The organism is bacterium, from assembly GCA_024226335.1.
Lineage (GTDB): Bacteria > Myxococcota_A > UBA9160 > SZUA-336 > SZUA-336 > JAAELY01.
In genome coordinates this window covers 45372-62786 of sequence record JAAELY010000545.1, presented here as the reverse complement: position 1 = coordinate 62786, position 17415 = coordinate 45372, and the positions used below count along the sequence as shown (strand labels likewise).

16 protein-coding genes and 1 pseudogene are annotated in these 17415 nt (G+C 61.1%); 2 read left to right on the top strand and 15 right to left on the bottom strand.

The annotated features are described in order from the left end of the window. Positions 1-26 precede the first annotated feature (26 nt). On the top strand, positions 27-512 hold the full coding sequence (locus GY725_26415; GenBank protein MCP4007731.1) for a hypothetical protein: 486 nt from the start codon (positions 27-29) through the stop codon (positions 510-512). Here GY725_26415 and GY725_26410 read toward each other — a convergent pair. Then, a complete protein-coding gene (locus GY725_26410) occupies positions 509-2302 on the bottom strand; it encodes a HAMP domain-containing protein (GenBank protein MCP4007730.1) in 1794 nt (597 codons plus the stop codon). The genes GY725_26415 and GY725_26410 overlap by 4 nt on opposite strands. Before the next feature lie 59 nt (positions 2303-2361). Continuing rightward, positions 2362-3042, bottom strand: coding sequence for a response regulator transcription factor (locus GY725_26405; protein MCP4007729.1), 681 nt, complete (start codon positions 3040-3042; stop codon positions 2362-2364). A gap of 225 nt (positions 3043-3267) precedes the next feature. Between GY725_26405 and GY725_26400 the strand changes: the two genes are divergently transcribed. Then, positions 3268-3873, top strand: coding sequence for a hypothetical protein (locus GY725_26400; GenBank protein ID MCP4007728.1), 606 nt, complete (start codon positions 3268-3270; stop codon positions 3871-3873). A gap of 19 nt (positions 3874-3892) precedes the next feature. Here the strand turns inward: GY725_26400 and GY725_26395 are convergent, their stop codons facing one another. From GY725_26395 to GY725_26335, 13 genes and pseudogenes are all read right to left on the bottom strand, one after another. Then, positions 3893-4720 carry an ABC transporter permease subunit gene (locus tag GY725_26395; GenBank protein ID MCP4007727.1) on the bottom strand — a complete coding sequence of 276 codons (828 nt, stop codon included), beginning with the start codon at positions 4718-4720 and terminating at the stop codon, positions 3893-3895. Beyond that, positions 4717-5145 (bottom strand): protein NosL, encoded by a 429-nt coding sequence (locus GY725_26390; protein ID MCP4007726.1) that lies wholly within the window; start codon positions 5143-5145, stop codon positions 4717-4719. Before GY725_26390 ends, GY725_26395 begins: the two co-directional genes overlap by 4 nt. Then, positions 5142-6014, bottom strand: coding sequence for an ATP-binding cassette domain-containing protein (locus tag GY725_26385; protein MCP4007725.1), 873 nt, complete (start codon positions 6012-6014; stop codon positions 5142-5144). Before GY725_26385 ends, GY725_26390 begins: the two co-directional genes overlap by 4 nt. Positions 6015-6022: 8 nt before the next feature. Beyond that, entirely contained in the window at positions 6023-6979 is a 957-nt protein-coding gene (locus tag GY725_26380) for a NapH/MauN family ferredoxin-type protein (protein MCP4007724.1), read from the bottom strand. Beyond that, on the bottom strand, positions 6976-7767 hold the full coding sequence (locus GY725_26375; GenBank protein ID MCP4007723.1) for a 4Fe-4S dicluster domain-containing protein: 792 nt from the start codon (positions 7765-7767) through the stop codon (positions 6976-6978). The genes GY725_26380 and GY725_26375 overlap by 4 nt, the downstream gene beginning before the upstream one ends. Then, positions 7757-9022, bottom strand: coding sequence for a nitrous oxide reductase family maturation protein NosD (gene nosD / locus GY725_26370; GenBank protein ID MCP4007722.1), 1266 nt, complete (start codon positions 9020-9022; stop codon positions 7757-7759). The genes GY725_26375 and nosD overlap by 11 nt, the downstream gene beginning before the upstream one ends. A 43-nt stretch (positions 9023-9065) precedes the next feature. Then, a pseudogene (locus tag GY725_26365) lies at positions 9066-9695 on the bottom strand (hypothetical protein). Between the two features lie 3 nt (positions 9696-9698). Further along, positions 9699-10412 (bottom strand): cytochrome c4, encoded by a 714-nt coding sequence (locus tag GY725_26360; protein ID MCP4007721.1) that lies wholly within the window; start codon positions 10410-10412, stop codon positions 9699-9701. 13 nt (positions 10413-10425) lie between these two features. Next, positions 10426-10734 (bottom strand): c-type cytochrome, encoded by a 309-nt coding sequence (locus GY725_26355; GenBank protein ID MCP4007720.1) that lies wholly within the window; start codon positions 10732-10734, stop codon positions 10426-10428. Between the two features lie 43 nt (positions 10735-10777). Then, complete coding sequence (nosZ, locus tag GY725_26350) at positions 10778-12970, bottom strand: Sec-dependent nitrous-oxide reductase (GenBank protein MCP4007719.1); 2193 nt, start codon at positions 12968-12970, stop codon at positions 10778-10780. 491 nt (positions 12971-13461) lie between these two features. Beyond that, positions 13462-14367, bottom strand: coding sequence for a protoheme IX farnesyltransferase (cyoE, locus tag GY725_26345; protein MCP4007718.1), 906 nt, complete (start codon positions 14365-14367; stop codon positions 13462-13464). 63 nt (positions 14368-14430) lie between these two features. Continuing rightward, complete coding sequence (locus GY725_26340) at positions 14431-16488, bottom strand: hydrogenase iron-sulfur subunit (GenBank protein MCP4007717.1); 2058 nt, start codon at positions 16486-16488, stop codon at positions 14431-14433. Then, positions 16481-17401 carry an SCO family protein gene (locus GY725_26335; protein ID MCP4007716.1) on the bottom strand — a complete coding sequence of 307 codons (921 nt, stop codon included), beginning with the start codon at positions 17399-17401 and terminating at the stop codon, positions 16481-16483. Before GY725_26335 ends, GY725_26340 begins: the two co-directional genes overlap by 8 nt. Positions 17402-17415: the final 14 nt, after the last annotated feature.

The following is a 17415-nucleotide window of genomic DNA, read 5'->3' as shown; positions in this document are numbered from 1 at the left end:
CATTCAGGTTGATGGAGGAGTTTGAAATGAGTCTTAGTCGCCGACATACAACGACCCGCCAACTCTTGGTCGGGCTCTTGACCGGTCTGCTCTTCGCCTGTGGAGGCGATGCACAGACGACGAAGGAAGTTCTTCCCGCCGAGCCCGCCATACCGAATATCGATGAGGCCTCGACTGCAAAGGTTCCAGTCTCTCATTCGGTTTCGCTACCGGAAAACTACCCGGCGGATGTTCCGGCGATCGGTGGGCTCCAGCCCAGTAAGGTCGAATTCTTGAACCAGGGGAGCCATAGGCTGGAGTTTGTGGGCGACGGGGATCCCGCCCGTCTGCGACTGGCGTTCGGGAAATCACTCGCGGAGGCCGGGTGGGAGGTCGTAATCTCTGAGGCGTTGAGCAACGGAAGACAGCAAGCGATTCTCGCTACCAAGGGCACTCGCTCGCTCAGCCTGAAGCTCGAATCTCACGGCGAGGGAGTTCGTGCCGAGCTGACCGTTGATCCTGAAGCGGGTTAGTCCGCGTCCGATGCTTCGGCGATTGGCAGAGTGAAGCTGAACGTGGAGCCCTTTCCGACTTCGCTCGTGAGATGAATCTGGCCGTCCATCGCGCGAACCAGATGCCTGACGATTGAAAGGCCGAGTCCGGTGCTTCCCAGTGCGCGCGATCGGGCTGCGTCAACTCGATAAAAGCGCTCGAAGATCCGCTCGCGATCCCCCTCTGGGATTCCGATCCCTGTATCGGCGACGCGAATCTCCAGGCGGATACCGCGCTGCTCGCAGTAGACGTCGACCCTGGATCCGGGATTGGAGTAGCGTGCAGCATTGCTGAGAAGATTGGACAGAATCTGTTCCAGCGCGCCGCGATTCGCGTAGCACCGAGGAACCTGATTCGCGTGGAGCTTCAGTTCGATGGCCGCTTCCTGAAAACGCGGCCCGAAGTCTGCGACAACGGATTCGATTATGGGCGGTACGTCTAGTGCATTGAACTCGAGTGTCGTCGTGCCGCTCTCGATTCGAGACAAGGTGAGAAGATCGTCGATCAGGTTCGACATGCGCTGAGCGTTGCGCACGATTACGTCGAGGTAGTGCGAGAGCTCTTCAGGACTGACTTCTGTGCCCGGGCCGGAAAGAGAATGGGCGAAACCCTGGATGGCCGTCAGCGGTGTGCGCAGTTCGTGGGACGCGTTGGCGATGAAATCCCGTCGTACTTCGTCGACACGTCGCAGTTCTGAAACGTCGTGGAATACGGCGACCGTACCTGAGCGAGGACTCGTCGCGGGAAAACCCGAGGCGTGCATCAACAACACTCTGTTCTTCTCCGCCTGGACTTCCAGCTCTCGAACAACAATTTCATTGCCGGTCGCGGCATCGTGCAAGGCCTGGATGATCTCGGGCGAGCGGATGATCTCGGGCACGGGACGGCCGTGAAACTTGCCCCAGACGGAGAGCATCTCTCTCGCGCGCGGGTTGACGAGCAACACCTTTCCCTCGCGGTCGATCACGATCACGCCTTCCACCATGCTCGAGACGACGGCTTCGAGCTGTACTCTTTCTCGCAGTACCTCGTCCGTGCTGGCGCGCATCTGCCGTGCCAGGAGATTGATCGAGGCGGCGATCTCGCCCCGCTCGTCCTTACTAGCCCAGTTCAAACGACTTCCGAGCTTGCCCTCAGCGATGTCTGCCACCACTTCGCGGAGTTCGCGAATCGGTCGCAGGCTGAGAAGGGAGAGAGCGTATGAAAGCCCGAGCGCTGCGACGAGGCCGACCAAGCTTGCGACGATCAGTTCTTTGCGCAGCTCCGCAATAGCTGCTTCGAGTTGATCGAGGAAGACGGACAGACGGACGACGCCGTAGACTTTCCCGGAATCCTCATCCGGTACGCGAACTGCGACGTACAGGAGAGATCGTTTCAGCGTATCGCTTCGTCGAATGCTGTGTCCGACACCCGTGTGCAGGGCTGCGACGATTTCGGGGCGATCGGAGTGGTTCGTGAGCCCGGAGATCTCGGCCAGGGAAACTTCGGAGTCTGCGAGTACGAGGCCGGATGGATCGATCAGAGTGATTCGCGCACCGATCGAAGCGGATCCCTCGAATGCAATCCCCTGGAGTCGCTCGGCATGGACTGGGTCGAATCCGACTCTCTGGACCAGCTGAGCCACCAGATTGGCCTGGTGCTCGAGGTTGGCCTCCATATTGCTCGTAGTGCGTTCTCGAAACGTTCTCTCGGCCAGGAAGCCACTGGAACTGATGACGACGACGATGAGTAGCGCAAGCGCACCCATGATCTTGAGCTGGATTCTCGACATGACGGCTCCGGGATCGTCTCAGGGCTTCATTCCATTTTCACCGAGCGCGGGAGCGGGCATCAGTCAGTGAACCGATAACCCACGCCACGAACAGTATGGATATAGCCACCGGCGTTGCCGAGTTTTTCCCGCAGTCGCATCAAATGCGTGTCCACCGTACGGTGGGTCACGGTGATGTCTGATCCCCAGAGTTCATCCAGGAGTTTCTCCCTGGACAGTACTCGCCCCGGTCGGCTCATCAACGCACTCAAGAGGCCGAACTCCTTTGCGGTCAGGTAGATCTCCTTTTCTTCGACCGTACAGCGATGGCGCTCGAGGTCCAGCAGGAGGAATCCGTGTTCCAGGTAGCGGGCTGCAGATGAAGAGGATTCCGGACGGCGCAATACGGCTTTGACCCGCAACGCGAGTTCGCGTGGGCTGAAGGGCTTGGTCACATAATCGTCGGCTCCGAGTTCGAACCCCACGATACGGTCCACTTCTTCGGCGCGAGCCGTGAGCATGATCACGGGAAGCTGGGCTGTCTCTTTCCGACTCCGGAGTTCCCGACACACATCGGTTCCCGGCATATCCGGCAGCATCAGGTCGAGCAGGACGAGGTCCGGCAGGCGCCCGGCGACACATTCGAGCCCCTCTTTGGCCGTAGCGGCCGTCTCCACTGAAAAGCCCTCCTGTTTCAGGCCGAAGCTCACCAGTTCCAGGATGTCGGGCTCATCGTCAATGACGAGGACTCTCTTGTTCACGGAATCCCTTCCTCCTCGGACTCGAGATCGGATTCAAGCAGTAGCGCAGCCGTGTTACGAGCCGGTGACGATGGCATGGCGAGGATGTGAATCCCCTGGCAACCGCAGTCTACCCCCGGCCGTGGGAGCCTGCCCAATTCTCACACGGCGGAAATCTCCGGAACGGCTGATACTATTTGACCCATGGAGCAGTTACCGAGTCTTGAGTCTCGTCTAGTTCGGGCATTGGGCGGAATCGCTGCGGTCGCGATCGTCGGCGTGCTTGCGATTCTTCCCTATCGCATGTACGAGCGGGACATCCGCCACGCGCGCGTCGAGGCGCATCGCCTTGGCAGCGTGATTCACGTCGGGGTCAGCGAGGCGGTCAGTCGCGGTGAAGATATTCGCAGCCTGGTCAACCGACTGCAAAACGTCGGCGGCGTCGAGATGGCCTTGCGCACTCTCCAGCCCGGAGAAGAGTTGCCTATGGATCGTCGACGCGGAGCGCTGACACGCGTTCTCGGAACTGACTTCAGCTACGTGGCTCCGGCCGTGCTCGCTCCTGATGGGCAGACCTGGCTAACGGAGATGCACTTCGATCTGGCACCCGTGCGCCGGGAGTCGATTCGAATCATCCTGGACCTCGTGATCGCGGTGGTGCTCGGTTCGCTCGTATTCTCCGCAGTGATCTACCTGCTTGTTCGAAGGGGTCTGCTGGTCCCGCTTCGAGCCGTCACCGAGCACATCGTGCGCCTGGAGGGGGGTGGGAGCGATTCTGCCCTGCCGCGCTTCCAGACCCGCGAGATCCGCGATCTGGCGGAAACCGCTGAGCGCGCCTGTCGGCGTTCCTAGGCTGCTCAACACTCCGCGATCAGGGCAGATCACCGCGACGAAAGGCCAGGAAACCTGCGATTGCCGCGAGTGAGCCGAGTGTGACGGGATACAGGGCGGCCCACGCCAGATACGCTTCGTGACCGAAGGTATCAAAGATCACGAATGCCGTCGGTCCGAGTACGATCAGCTCCGGATCGAATAGCATCATCGCACCGGTCCGGAAGACCTGAAGCGGGTTGGCCAGTGCCAGACCGATCGCGGTATCGGCTTCGATGCCGCCCTGAATCAACAGGCCGAGCAGGATCAGATCCAGAAAGAGCAACAAGCCGAGCCAGAGTACGAAGGCCGCTCCCTGGGCTACGTCGACAGAGCGCGCCAGCGTCGAGATCAGCATCCCCAGGCCGAGAAAGCACCAGATCAGGCCCGCGAGCAGCCCGGAGTAGATGGCGAAGAGACGCCACGGAACGTGGGCCTCACTCCAACTCGCCCAGCCCGCAGCCGCCGCCATTGCCAGGAAAACGGGCAGGAATACAACCGCAAAGCGTCCCAGGAGTTTTCCCCAGTACCAGGCCCAGAGAGGGATGGGCAGGGCGAGCAGATACTCGTTGATGCCCGCCTCGCGATCGCCAGCTACGGAGCGCACGGTCGTCAACAGGACGAAGATCGGCAGGATGGCCATGCACAGCTGGATGTAGGTGGCGAGGAAACGCGATAGCCCGATCAGGCCGAGTACGCGCGACTCCGTAAGCCCTAGAGCGAATAGCAGAGCGACCGCACCGCCGAAGACCAGCGAGTAGACCAGGAACCAGCGTGCGCGTAGCGATTCGCTCACGTCAAGGTGGGCAGTGGCGAGGAGTGCACTCATCGTCTGACGCTCCCATGGGCACTTCGTTCTTCACTGCGAACGCGAGCGCGCACTTGCTCGAAACTCAGGTGTTTCTCGCCCGGATCGCTCGTTGCTCCCCAGCCGAAGTCCATGGGTGTGCCCCGCGCCGGTTCGTAGTACGCCTGCCGAGCATCCAGCCAGACGCTCGTGCGGTGGTCCCGAATCCAGATTTCCGAATACCGCGCTTCGGATTCATCCAGCCAGAGTACTGCGCAGCCCAGATCGTCGAAGTCGCGGACCTGGCCCGAGTCCGAGAGTCGGATCTGCGCTGCGAAACGCGGATCTGAAATGGTCATGCGACAACGCTCGCAAGTGTCCCGATCCCAGCGGATCGGCGTCGGCCCGGTGCTCGGCTCAGAGCAGGCGCATAGCAACGCGATCAGCAGCGAAAACAGGCGTGTCATCCACCGTCCTCTTGGCCCGGTTCTTCGCGCAGGACGAGGTTGGCGACCAGGCCGGAATAGCGAGAGAGCATGCCCATGAAGCGCAGTCTATCGGGTCCGGCAATGCGTCCCTTGAAATACAAGCCGTCGCCTTGATCGCGCAGGCCCCAGTTCTCGAGAGTGAGGGCGATTGTCCGCTCGTTGCGTCGCAGTCGGAGTTCGCAGGAGAGCAGAGTCGACAGCGAGACCGCGTCGGCGAGCGGAGAATCCAAGGAGACGCGCCCGGAATCGATCTCGACCACGCGGTTCACCAGGCCCGAGACCTCGTCCAGGCGATGGCTGGACAGCAGCATGGTCTGGCCCTCGCTGCGCTCGGCCAGTAGTTCGAAGAAAACACGTCGGGCATCCGGGTCCAGGTTGGCCGCTGGTTCGTCCATGATTTGAACCTCAGTCTGCCGTCCCAGGGCGATCGCGATCAATAGTTTCTGCTTCTGCCCGCCCGAGAGTTTGACGAAGGGCTGACGCCAGACGTCACGAGCGTCCATGCCCAGGCGGGTTGCCACGGCCTGGATGTCGCGCGGTTCACACCTGCAGATCGATGCCGCGAAGCCAATCAGCACACCGACCGGATGGGGCAGGGGGGGAGGGGTCTGCGGCACGAAGCCGACGCGCGAAAGGACTTCGCGTCGCTGCTCGCGTGCCGAAGCACCGCCGATCAGCGCCGATCCCCCGTGAGCGTACTCACCCAGCAGGCAGCGCACCAGAGTGGTCTTGCCTGCACCGTTTGCGCCGACCAGCGCGACCCGCTCACCCGTTACGATGTCCAGGTCGACGCCTTCTAGCACAGACTTGCGGCCGAACCCTTTCGTGAGCCCCGCGATCCCGATCACCGGTGAATTCAAAGCAGGTCACCGACGCCGCGCACCTTGAAGTTCAACGAATCGGTCGGGCACACGTCGACACACATGCCGCAGCGCGTGCAATCCGGACCGATGTCCACACTCAGATCCTCTGCACGTCCCTTGATGGTCATCTCCAATACGTGCGGTACTTCACAAACCTTGCGGCACTCGCCTTCGTGGCTGCAAGCTTCCAGGTCATAGGTCACGCGCAATGGTGCGAGAAGTCCGAGCAAGCCATAGCTCAGCCCGACCGGGCAGACGTAGCGACACCATGCGCGACGCGAGTAGAAGACTTCGAAGAGTAGGATCATTCCCACCCAGGCCAGGGCCAGGCTCGGGCCGTAAACCAGGGCACGGCTCAGGATGCCGATTGGATTGAGGGCGAGAAAGAGCACGTACCCGCTCCCGAACGCGAGTAGCGCGAAGACGATCCATAGCGCACTCCGGACCCCGCGGTGCAGGATGTGATCGCGTACCCACCCTTTTTCCGCGAGTCGCAGGTGTAGCATCTCTCCCAGTTCCGAGACAAAGTGATAGGGGCAGACCCAGGAGCAGAAACTGCGTCCGCCCAGCAGCGTCCAGAAGATCATCGCGGTGATAGCGCCGATCATCAGGTTCACGAAGATGTGCCGGTGCGCGAGTACGACGAGCAGACTCGAATAGGGGTCAGCCATATGGAAGCCCAGAAAGCGCGAGGCTGTCATCGATCCTTCGACCAGTTGCACATCGACCCAGAATGACAGAGTGAACAGCAGGTTGGTCGAGATCAGAACGGCCCAGCGCTTCTTGCGCCAGGGATGAGGTCGCGGATCTGCGGCCATCTCGGCAAGGAGTGCGTCCCTTTGCAGATAGCCCCGTTTCGCCGCATACACGGCCTTGGCCGCATCGGAAATCCTCTGCGCTCGTCGCGGAGCACGGCCTAGCATCACGCCGAGATCCTTGAGTAGTCTCATGCGTTCTTCCAGTGCTCGCGCGGTTTGACCGCGATCGACGGCGCATCTGCTACCGGGCAGATCATCTCGCAGACGCCACAGCCCACGCAGGCTTTCCGTACTTCGGGTGTCATGGCTCCCTTCGGAGCTTCAGCTCCCAGCGGAATGAGTCCGATCGCCTTTTCGCCGATCGGGCACTCGAGAACGCAGAGGTCGCACAGGTCGCGGTCGTAGGAGTGACCGCCGACGGATAGAGGAGTCCAGCGGTCGATTTCCTTGTAGCGCAGAAGGCCGTCGAATTCGCCGCCGCGCGCCTTGCCTCGGAACTCCAGGCCATGTCGTGCAAGGCAGGTGTCTGGATTCGTCAGGACTGCTACACCCGCTTGAACTTCTTCCTTGGCGCTGACCTCGTGATCGAGGGCGCCTGTCGGACAGGCGAGAATGCAGGAGAGGGCGTCACAAGAGAAATCACAAGCTTGAGCGCGCGCTTCAATGAAGGGAACACCGACCCCGAGTCCATCGTCGGCATCCGCGAGTGCAATGGCCTGCACCGGACAGACCTGCACGCATTGACCGCACTTGATGCAGGCGGCCAGGAATTCACTCTCCTCGAGGGCTCCGGGCGGGCGCAGCCGAGTCTGCCAGCGACGGATGACGGGAAGCCAGGCCAGAGGCTGCAGGAGCACGATCCCCGCTCCGACCATGAAACTGCGAAGGACCTGCCTGCGCCGTTCCTGCTTGCGTCCGAGCTTCGGGCGCCTCCGAGCGCGCTTCTTGTTCGGTCTGGCTTCGCTCACCTCAGTCTCCATCCCCATGGAAGACAGGCTGTGAGTCTTCGAGAATGACGGTTGGCTTGCTGAAGGGGAGTAGGCGTTCGAGGAAGTCGAGTGCTTCGAGTGCGGGTGAGGCTCGGAAGAATTCGATGGCCGCAACTTCCATCCAGAGCCGATCGGAGTAGGCCATCAGCTTGTAAGGCGTGTCTCCGATCCCGTCTGCATCGCGATCGAAGCCCTGGTAATCGTCCCAGTAGTTGCCCTTCCAGGAATTGCGTCGCACGCTCCCACCCCCGCGAACGGCTACCTGGGCGTGATTGCCTTCAAAGCGATTCCCGCTGAGCACATTCCCCGGCCAGTCCGTGTGGAACAGCACCCCGCTTCCGTTGAACGCGATCCGATTGTCGAGGATCTGATTGGTCGATCCAGGCTGGTAGGGTGAGACGTCCAGATAGATACCGGCGGCGTTGTACAGGATCGAATTGCGCTCTACTCGGACTCTGCTCGTCTCCTTGAAGCCGATCCCCATTCCCGTGGGACCCACCGATCGATAGATGCGGTTGTCTCGGACGATCACGTCGTCGCTGTACATGAGAAAAATGCCTACCAGATTTCCGTGGTAGTCATTTCGCTCGACCACGTTCTCCTGGGCGTACATGAAGTGCAGCGCGTAGCGGCTTCCACTCGTGACGTTGTCTGAGATCACGTTGTCGCGCGAATACCAGACGACTGTGTCGCGCACGTCGCGAATCCGATTGTGTTCAATACGATTGCGCATGCTGTACCACAGCCGGATCCCGTCACCGCGCAGGCCCATCATCAAGGGCTTGGAGGTGATCGTATTCCCGCGCAGCAGATTGTCGTCAGATTTCTGGAGTTCGATTCCGAACAGGCAATCGTCGAGTCGGTTCTGTTCGATCGTATTCCGGTGGCCTCGAACCCGAACACAGGCGTCCAGGGTATCGTGAATCTCGCCGGATCCGCTCAGGTGCAGTCCGCGCAGCACGATGTCATCGCCATTGATGGTCACGACCGTACCCACGCCTCCGTTGCGGATCTCGACCGAGTTCGCGCCGTCGATACGCATGGCTCGGCGTATGACGACTGGCCCAGCGTAGATTCCTGCCTTGGGCTGGAGCAGACCTCCTGTGGGCGTGGCATCGACGAGTCTCTGAAACGAGGGAAGCCCAGAACCGGGTACGGCTTCCGCGCTTGGCAGCAGGAGAGCCAGCCAGAGCGCGGCTAGGAGGGCGCGCTTCCGCCGCGCATCAAAGCGAAGCGCCTGGCTCACCCGTTGCCTCCCCGGCCCGCGGACCGACGGAGGAAGCCGACTTCTGCTTTGCGATCGTCTTGCGACGGATCAGAGTCGAGAGCAGCAGGCTGAAGGATGCGAGACACATCAGGCCCATTCCGTACTGGGGATAAGAATACGTGCTGAACTGTGCGACTTTGCCTTGTCCGAGCACTGTAGGCATGAACGGTTTTACCGTGAACGCCGCCCAGGGGTGGAGGTTGTGGCCGAACCACCAGAGCCAGGCCGCGAAGTCGACCACGAATAACACAGGGAGCAAGATCGCCGGCAGAGGGAGTATCCACCACAGTGGTCCCGAGTAGAACAGCGCGACGATCGCGAGTGCACCGAAGAGCACGAAAACAAACGGCGCAATCGCGAACTCGTGCTGTGCGCCGCGCTCCAGCGCCTCCATGCCGATGTAGTGGTTGATGGTGTTCATCTCGTGCACGCAATCCAGGCCCTCTTCTTCGTAGACTTCCTCGCTTTCGCGGGCCTGGCAACCGTTGAACACGCCGTTGAAGTGCATGTGAATGCGAACGCCGTCTGGAAACGTGTGTTCCGGGTAGTTGGGAGCCGTCAGCGACACCCACCACATCGGCGAGAAATAGCCCGCGGTCATCAATACGACCGCGAGTGCGCTCAGCGCGGCGGGGATCGGGCCACGCTGCATTCTTCAGTCCTTGGCTTCGCGCTCGGGCCAGCGCAGTCGAGACATGTAGTCGACCACGGCCTTCAGTTCATCTTCTTTGTAACTCTTGACCACCTTCACCATATCGGGGTTGGCATTTCGGCGTCGTCCTTCGGCAATGTCGCCGATCTGTCGAAGCAGGTACTTGTAGTGCTGGCCCGCGAGTACGGGGAAGAACTTGTCCTTGTTCCCTTCGCCGAATTTCCCGTGACACGAAGTACAGTCGCGCTTGTAGAGCTTCTCGCCCAGTTCCAGTGCTTCGCCTCCACCCTTCCCTGCGCCGGTGGGAATCGGCAGGGTCTGGATGTAGGCCGCCACGTCTGCCAACTCCTGGGGATCGACAAGCGTCTTGGCGAAGGGGTACATGGTCGGGTTATCGCGCCGTCCCTCGCGAATATCCGCGATCTGTTTGATCAACACCGTCGAGTGCTGGCCCGCAAGCTGCGGAAAGGTTCCGTCAGGACGACCCGCGCCGTTGGGCAGGTGGCAGGCGGCGCAGATCTCATACGCTTCTTCGCCGTTCTCGATGTCACCTTCGAGCGTGAGCGCCTTGACCTTCTCTCCGATCATGTCGTTCCACTTATAGCCCTCTGACTCGATGCCTTCGCTCTTGGCTGGTGCCTGAGCTAGTGCCAGTGCGGGCGTGAAGACGAGCAGCAGCAATACGATGATGGAAGCGGGTGTTCGCGGACTGAGCATCCGATGCTCTCCTTTATGGCTTGAGGGTGGAGATGTAGCTCGCCAGAGCTCCCATCTCTTGTTCATTTACCAGGACCATCACAGCCCTCATCGCCGCTGTATTCGCGTTGTTACGCGCGCCGCTCTTGATGTCCTTCATCTGTTGCAGCATGTAGTCGGCGTTTTGCCCGGCGAGTTTCGGATACACGGGTAGGATCGGGGTTTTCGCATCCTTCCCGTGACAGGCGACGCAAGTGCGTTCGTTATACAGCGTCGCGCCGTCTGGATTCTTGCCGGAATCTTCTGCGCTTCCCGAGCCGGCCCATGCCAGAGCGAGGGTCAGGACGAGTGTGAATGAAAAAATCGGTCGTATCACTCTTGATCTCCTACTGCACCGGTGTCGCGCCGTGTTGCTCCAGGAAAGTCTTTGCCCGAAGACCGATGTCGGCGGCCTTTACCTGGTATTGCCACCACTGTCCGGCCCAGAGAGTCGCGTTCTGATAGTCTCCGGCGGCTGCGGCTGTTTCCGCCTTCTCCTTGGCTCCTTCCATGCGGCCGAGTTGATCGACGGCGTCTTCCATCAGACTCGCCACTTCGGGAAAGCTCTTGTAGTTGACGCTCGTGATGTAGGCAACGACTGAATCGATCACGGCCTGGGTTTCTACGTTGGTCTTTACCTGCTTTTCGAAGTCAGCCTTGGTGTAACGTTCCTTGGCTTCGAGTTCGCCGACCGGGGCCACGAAGCCCTTGGGTCTGACGAGCAGATAACCTTCCATCTCCAGGTGCAACGCAGAGCAGAACTCCGTGCAGTAGTACGGGAAGACTCCCGCGACGTCAGCGGTGAAGGCAACCGTCGCAGTCTCGCCTGGCTCGAAAGAGCCGTGCACGTTGTACTTGCTGACCGTGAATCCATGCGTCTGGTCCTCGGCCCGCTCCAGATTGCTCAGGTGGATGGTGACTTCATCCCCTTCTTCGACTTCGATGATCTCGGGCGTGATGTGCGAGCGGATCAACGTACCGAAGACTTCGACCTTCTTGCCGTTGCGCTCGATACGCTCTTCTCCAGCACGCGTCTTGAAAGGTGAGCGTTGACCTGTTCGGGTGTTCGTGCCCGACTTGTAGCGCACCCGCGGTTTAAGGAGGGACGCGCGGATCGCCTGGGCGTAGTGCGGTTCTCCCAGCGGAAGTGGCATATCGTAGAGCAGTTGCATCTTCTTGCCCGAGATGTCGATCAGTTGGTGGTTCTGCGGATGTAACGGGCCGACCGGATTGAAACGGTCGATCGCCAGCTTGTTCAAGGACACGAGATACTTGCCTTCCGGCGCGACCGTATCTCCGTGCATGGTCATCAGGTGGCCGATGTTGTAGTGGATGGAGATCTTGTCGAGCAGCTTGCCTTCGAGATAGTTCCAGCGCGCCACCTGCGAGTCTACATACAGCGAGGTGTAGACCACGCCCGGCTCGGAACCGAACTGCGAGTGCAGGGGGCCCAGTCCAAGCGCCAGTTGGGTGTGCAAAGACTCCTTGAGATCGAGGATTGGAATCCCGTAGGGGTCGGTCGATGCGAACTTCTTGGCGTCGATCGCGGCTTTCATCTTCGCGAAGCTATAGACCGATACGTGCGAGTCGAGCTTGCCCGAGATCACGATGTACTTGCCGTCGGGCGACACATCGACTCCGTGGGGGCTCTTCGGTTCGGGAATCAGAAAGACCAGGCCTTCCTTCACGGCCGTCTCGATCGAAATGACGTTATGTCCGTTTATCTTTGTCGTCTTGCCGGCCGCCGCGACCTTCACCGCTTTGCGCCAATTGACCATGTGCAGGTAGTCGGTGTCCTTGGCCGAGCAACCGGCCTCGAAGGGCGGACGCCCGAGTTCGATCCCGCCCACGTATCGCTCAGTGCAAAACGAGTTCGTGAATGTCCAGGATTCGCTGGGCCCCTTGCCGAAGTCACTCAGGTCTTGTGAGTACGGCGGAAGTTCGATCGAGAACGAGTTTTCGGGCTCGAGTCGCCCCTTCTCGCGGTTGAACTTCCAGTAGGTGACGCCGCCGCGATACTTGTCGTCGAACTGTTGCAGCGGCGCATACTCACCACCCAGAGGCGCGGGATACTGCGCGGCTTCGATCACGTACTCCGTGTCGTTGGAAACGAACGCACCGCCGTGCGAGGACTGGAAGATCGGATTGACGACGATCTGCTTGGCCTCGAAGTCGTGCAGGTCGATCACCGCGAGGCGCGGATTGGCCTTGTCATTGATGAACAGGTACTGGCCGTCGTAGTTGCCTCCGGTTTCGGAAAGCGCGGGGTGATGCGTGTCGCCCCAGGTGATTTCCCGCCCGTTCATATAGCCTTGCTCGAGCACCCGCTTGCTTTCTTCCTCGAAGCCGTAGCCCTGCCACGGCTCGGGCGCGAATACCGCGATGTACTTCAGAAGGCGCATCGAAGGAATGCCGTACACGATGACCGAGCCGTTCTGACCGCCCGAGCTGAACACGAGGTACTCGTCGCGCTTGCCCGTCGGTACGTAGGTTTTGGCTGCGGCCAGCACGTCTTTCTGAGTCAGTTCGCGAGCTTTCATCACTTCCTGGAGTGTCTGTGCATGCGCTGTAAGCGCACCCGTTACCAGGAATCCGAGCGCCAGCCCGATCAGGCCCGCGCAGCGCGTCAGTCGTGAGATCGACACCCTGTGTCCCCCTCTTTTTCTTGGAGAATTTTCGCTGTCCGGATCGCAACTCGCATGCCAAGCACGGTGCGATCTGAATACGGCTCAAGTACTTGTTCTGGAAAGATTTTCTGTCCTGCGACCTGTTCTCTGCCGCGTTGCGGGTATGTGGCGAATAACCCCACTACTGGCCTTCGTGCCACACCAGTGCTCATTCCCGGACAGACTTGGCGGAGTCTCGCATAACTGACTCGCCACTTCAGCTTTTCGCGCGCTCGAAGCGGGCCGAGGGATTCGCTCCGCTCGTCCGATGACGATCTTCCCGCGCCCAAAGGTCTGTCGGTCTCGGGCAAGGCAGAAGCAGCGGAAGAAAGCGAAGTGATGCAACGAAATGCCCCATCTCCAGTTCAGGCCCACACGAGTTCGAGAGTGAGTACCGCGAACAAGCCGGTCAGGTAGAGAAGCGAAGCCGCGAAGACCGCTCGATCGGCTGTCTTCGAATTACAGCGCATAGCCTGAATGATGCGCAGGCAGAAGAAGGTTCCGCCGGCCACGGCTGTGACGAGGTAACCAAAACCGAGCGGGCCGATCAGCCAGGGAATCAGCGTCACCGGAATCAACGCGAGAGCCCAGGCGAGTTGGTGCCAGCGGGTGGCGCGGGCCCCGATTGCGCTGGGCAATACCGGGAATCCAGCTTTGGCGTATTCATCGCGGCGATACAGGGCGATTGCCCAGAAATGGGGTGGCTGCCACACGAATACGATCGCAAACAGTCCCAGGCTCCAGAGGTCGATCTGGCCAGAAGCGGCTGCGCCCGCAACCAGTGGAGAGATCGCTCCCGAGATCCCTCCCACGACCACCGCGAGCGGAGTTCGCGGTTTCAGCCAGACGGTGTAGACGAGCAGATAGTGGAGCAGGGCGGCCAGGCCGATTGCGAAGGCAAGCCAGCCACCGGCGGCGCCAACGAGCACGAGCCCGAGTGTCGCTAGCAACAGCCCGAAACAGAGTGCGCTCCGAGGGGAGATCCGCTGAGCCGGTAGCGCGCGGTCGCGTGTGCGCTCCATGAGTGCGTCCCGGTCGCGCTCGTACCAGGCATTGAGAGTACCGGCAGCGCCGGTCAGCAGGCCCGTAGCCACGACGATCGCCGTCGCCGTGCCCGCTCCCGGCCACGCGCTCCCGAGCATCATTGCCGCAGGCCCCGTCAACAAGACGAGCGGCAGCAGACGGGGGCGTGTGAGGGAGAAGTAGGCGCGAGCCCGATCGGACCAGGTCCTTTTCGAAGTCAGCGCGATGCCCGGGTCCACGACCGTCATGGTTGCTCCTGAAAACTCAGTCAATGAGGCTCGGCCGAATCCGCAGGGATTCTACCGAGTTTGTCAGTACCACTTGAAACCGGCGAGCCGGTCGAATGCGACCACTTCGCGCTTATCCAGGCCGAAAGTCAGTTTGCGCTCTGCGACGAAGGTCCACTCATCGGGATCGCGGCTGTCCCCGATCTTTACGCCAACGAGATGTTCGCCCGGTTTCACGTTGATCTCCTCGATAGCGAGGCTGTTGAGATCGCCCCAGAAACCCGCAGGTGGGTAGGCGCGTTCCAGGACGGATGCGCCATCCAGGTACACGGCCAGGCGCACATCCGAGCGTCCCCGGTCGCAGATCTTCTCCAGGCGCATATGCACGGGAAGCGCAGCCTTCTCTTCCTCCGAGAGTTCGTGGCAGTCTTCACTCATCTGCCCGGGGTGTTTGAACGTAACGACGAGCTGCGAGCCATCGGCCTGCGGCGCGGAGTAATTGAGATCGCTCACCAACCCGATGATCATCGCGGTAATAACGGCGGTAGTGACGAACGCCAGGCCCATGCGCAAAGTCGAAAGGGGTTTCGATGCCGCGCGTGTTCCATCGTCGTGAAGCGTGTTCGCGACCCGAATCATCTCGGCTTTGCGCGTGCGGTCGAAGAACAGCGTGGAAATGCGCTCACGCTCCACGAATTGCGTGCGCAGCGTCGGATTGCGCTCCCCCGACAGGCGAAGATTCAGCCAGTCGGTGCCCTCGCGATAGTGGCACTCTCCGCCACAGCCGATGATGATCGCGCGATCGGCGCCGCGACGCAGTGCTCGCTCGAGCGTAAGGGGATGCAGCCAGCCCGCACACGGTGCCTCGAGCACGCGGTAGCCCGGCAATTCGCTGCAAACGCCGGTTTCGCGGTCGATCGAAAGGAGGCCGCCCGCAGAACTCGTGCAGGTGACGGCGATATCGATCTTTTCGTCCCTTTCTGCGGCTTCAGCCAGCCATCCTTCGATCTTCTTGCGCTGTTCGCGGATGTTGAACCAGTCCAGGTCGATCGCGATGGAGTCACAGGAACCCGAGCAGATTCCGCAACCTACGCAGCGCGCGGGATTCACGTCGGCCTGGAGGGCGTAGCGCGGGTTGGCTTCGGTGCGGGGGATCATCGTGATCGCCTCGAAGGGGCAATCGTTGTAACACTGCAGGCACTCATTGCAGCGCGCGGGGTCGACGCGTGCGGGTTTCGGTTTGCCTCGGGTCATCCACCAGGGGAAGGTGCCGAGCACCGGACCGACCACGAGCGCCAGTGACCAGAGTGCGCCTCCGGATAAGCGGTCGGTGAACGCGAGCGGCATCAGGTACCACCAGTCCATGGTGAAGCTCTGCCCGAGTGCGGTCAGGTCGGCGATAGGAGCATTCGTCGCCGGATAGGCCACCGAGAGCAGCATCAAAAGGCCCAGGGTCCAGATCGTCATCGGAGTTTCGGTGACGAATCGCGAGCGACTCACACGTGTCAGGTGCAGCCAAAGGCCGATCGCGAGGCTGATTGGAACCAGCATGTGGATGAAGAAGACGACGAAGAAGAGCAGGGAGTTGACCGCTTCGTCGAACAGGAAGGAGCGCCCCATCGGGTCTACCACGATCGGCAGTACGTCGAGCATGCGCGCCGTGCCGGTCGCAATGTGCTGGGCGCGAGCATCCCAGACCAGCCAGTAACCACTCCAGCCGACGACCTCCAGAAAACCGACGGTGATCACCCCGGTGACCCAGGCCAACCAGCGCGCCCCCGCAAAGCGCCCTTCAAAAAGTACGCGCAGGAAGTGGATCAGCACGAAGAAAACGCAGGCGTCGGAGCTATAGCGGTGCAGCGAGCGCATCAGTCCGGCGGTCCAAGGATGACTCGACATGGCCGCGACCGATGAGTAGGACATGTGGACGCTCGGTCGGTACCAGAGCAACAGCAGCACGCCCGTGACGGTGGCGACAAAAAGAGCGGTGATTGCGATCGCGCCGGTGTGGTGCAGGGCGTTCAGCGATCGGGGGAGGAACGTCTCAACCAGTCGATCCAGGTACAGAAAACCGCGTTCGAGTCGTTCCAGGACCCCGTGTGCGCGGACGGGTTGCCCTAGCGACGGAGCCTGCTCAGCCAAGGTTTCCGGGCTCGTGCAGTAGCACGCGCAGGCCCGAAACCAGCCAGCGCTGCTGGTTCTCTCCAAGCGAGAAGCGGTACGCGATGCGACCGCTTCGGTCCACCAGAACGAAGAGATTGGCGTGGTCGATCTGTCCAGTTTCTTCGTTGTACTGCCTGGCGACGCCGAGATCGTCGAGAACCCGCTCTACTTCCGCGGTGTCACCGGTCACCAGGTTGTAAAGAGGGGGTGTCAGGTCGTGCATCTCGGCCAGCTCGGCGAGTACTTCCGGGCTGTCGTTGGAGGGGTCGATGGTCACGCCGATCACGTGCAGATCTCGGCGCTCAGTGGGATCCAGTTCGGCGATGGCTTTTTTTGCCTGGGTCAGGATCAGCGGGCAGGTGTGCGGGCAACTGGCGTAGACAGCCGTCACCAGGACGACCTTGCCTTTCAATCGTGCCAGGTCGACGGGTTCCCCTGTGTGGCTGGTCAGCGAGATCTCGGGCGGTTTGAAACTCGTGCGCAATGCGTCTGCCGGAAAACTCAGGTCGCCCGCCTGCGGGCTGCTGCCGCCTAGCAGGGAGAAGACGAAAGCGGCGGCAATGACCAGGCTGGCCGCGAGTGCGGCCGGTCGGATCAGCGTCATCGGTCGCATCGCCATCTCGCCCAGCTGTTTCCACCAGAAAACCAGAAAGGCCACGCCCAGCACCAGTGGTGGTAGGAGCATGGCCACAACCGGGCCCCATCTCAGATTGCCCGTCGACGGGTCGTAACCGAAACACCAGAGACGGAAATCCTCAGCGAACGCACCCAGCCCCGTCGCCGCGGGTGGCGTGAACAGGAGAGCGACCAGCAACCCCTGATAGAAGACCAGCAGTGGCAGCGCAAAGGCGGGTAGCCCGCCCCCCGTTACGAAGCGCGTGATCCGTTCCATCGTCGTTTCTCCAC

Excerpts from the sequence above, each read along its gene's own strand:
- GY725_26395 (MCP4007727.1), bottom strand. The coding sequence starts at position 4,720 with ATGAGTGCACTCCTCGCCACTGCCCACCTTGACGTGAGCGAATCGCTA.
- GY725_26380 (MCP4007724.1), bottom strand. The coding sequence starts at position 6,979 with ATGAGACTACTCAAGGATCTCGGCGTGATGCTAGGCCGTGCTCCGCGA.
- GY725_26335 (MCP4007716.1), bottom strand. The coding sequence starts at position 17,401 with ATGGAACGGATCACGCGCTTCGTAACGGGGGGCGGGCTACCCGCCTTT.
- GY725_26360 (MCP4007721.1), bottom strand. The coding sequence starts at position 10,412 with ATGCTCAGTCCGCGAACACCCGCTTCCATCATCGTATTGCTGCTGCTC.
- nosZ (MCP4007719.1), bottom strand. The coding sequence starts at position 12,970 with ATGAAAGCTCGCGAACTGACTCAGAAAGACGTGCTGGCCGCAGCCAAA.
- GY725_26390 (MCP4007726.1), bottom strand. The coding sequence starts at position 5,145 with ATGACACGCCTGTTTTCGCTGCTGATCGCGTTGCTATGCGCCTGCTCT.
- GY725_26415 (MCP4007731.1), top strand. The coding sequence starts at position 27 with ATGAGTCTTAGTCGCCGACATACAACGACCCGCCAACTCTTGGTCGGG.
- GY725_26375 (MCP4007723.1), bottom strand. The coding sequence starts at position 7,767 with ATGGAGACTGAGGTGAGCGAAGCCAGACCGAACAAGAAGCGCGCTCGG.
- GY725_26410 (MCP4007730.1), bottom strand. The coding sequence starts at position 2,302 with ATGTCGAGAATCCAGCTCAAGATCATGGGTGCGCTTGCGCTACTCATC.
- cyoE (MCP4007718.1), bottom strand. The coding sequence starts at position 14,367 with ATGACGGTCGTGGACCCGGGCATCGCGCTGACTTCGAAAAGGACCTGG.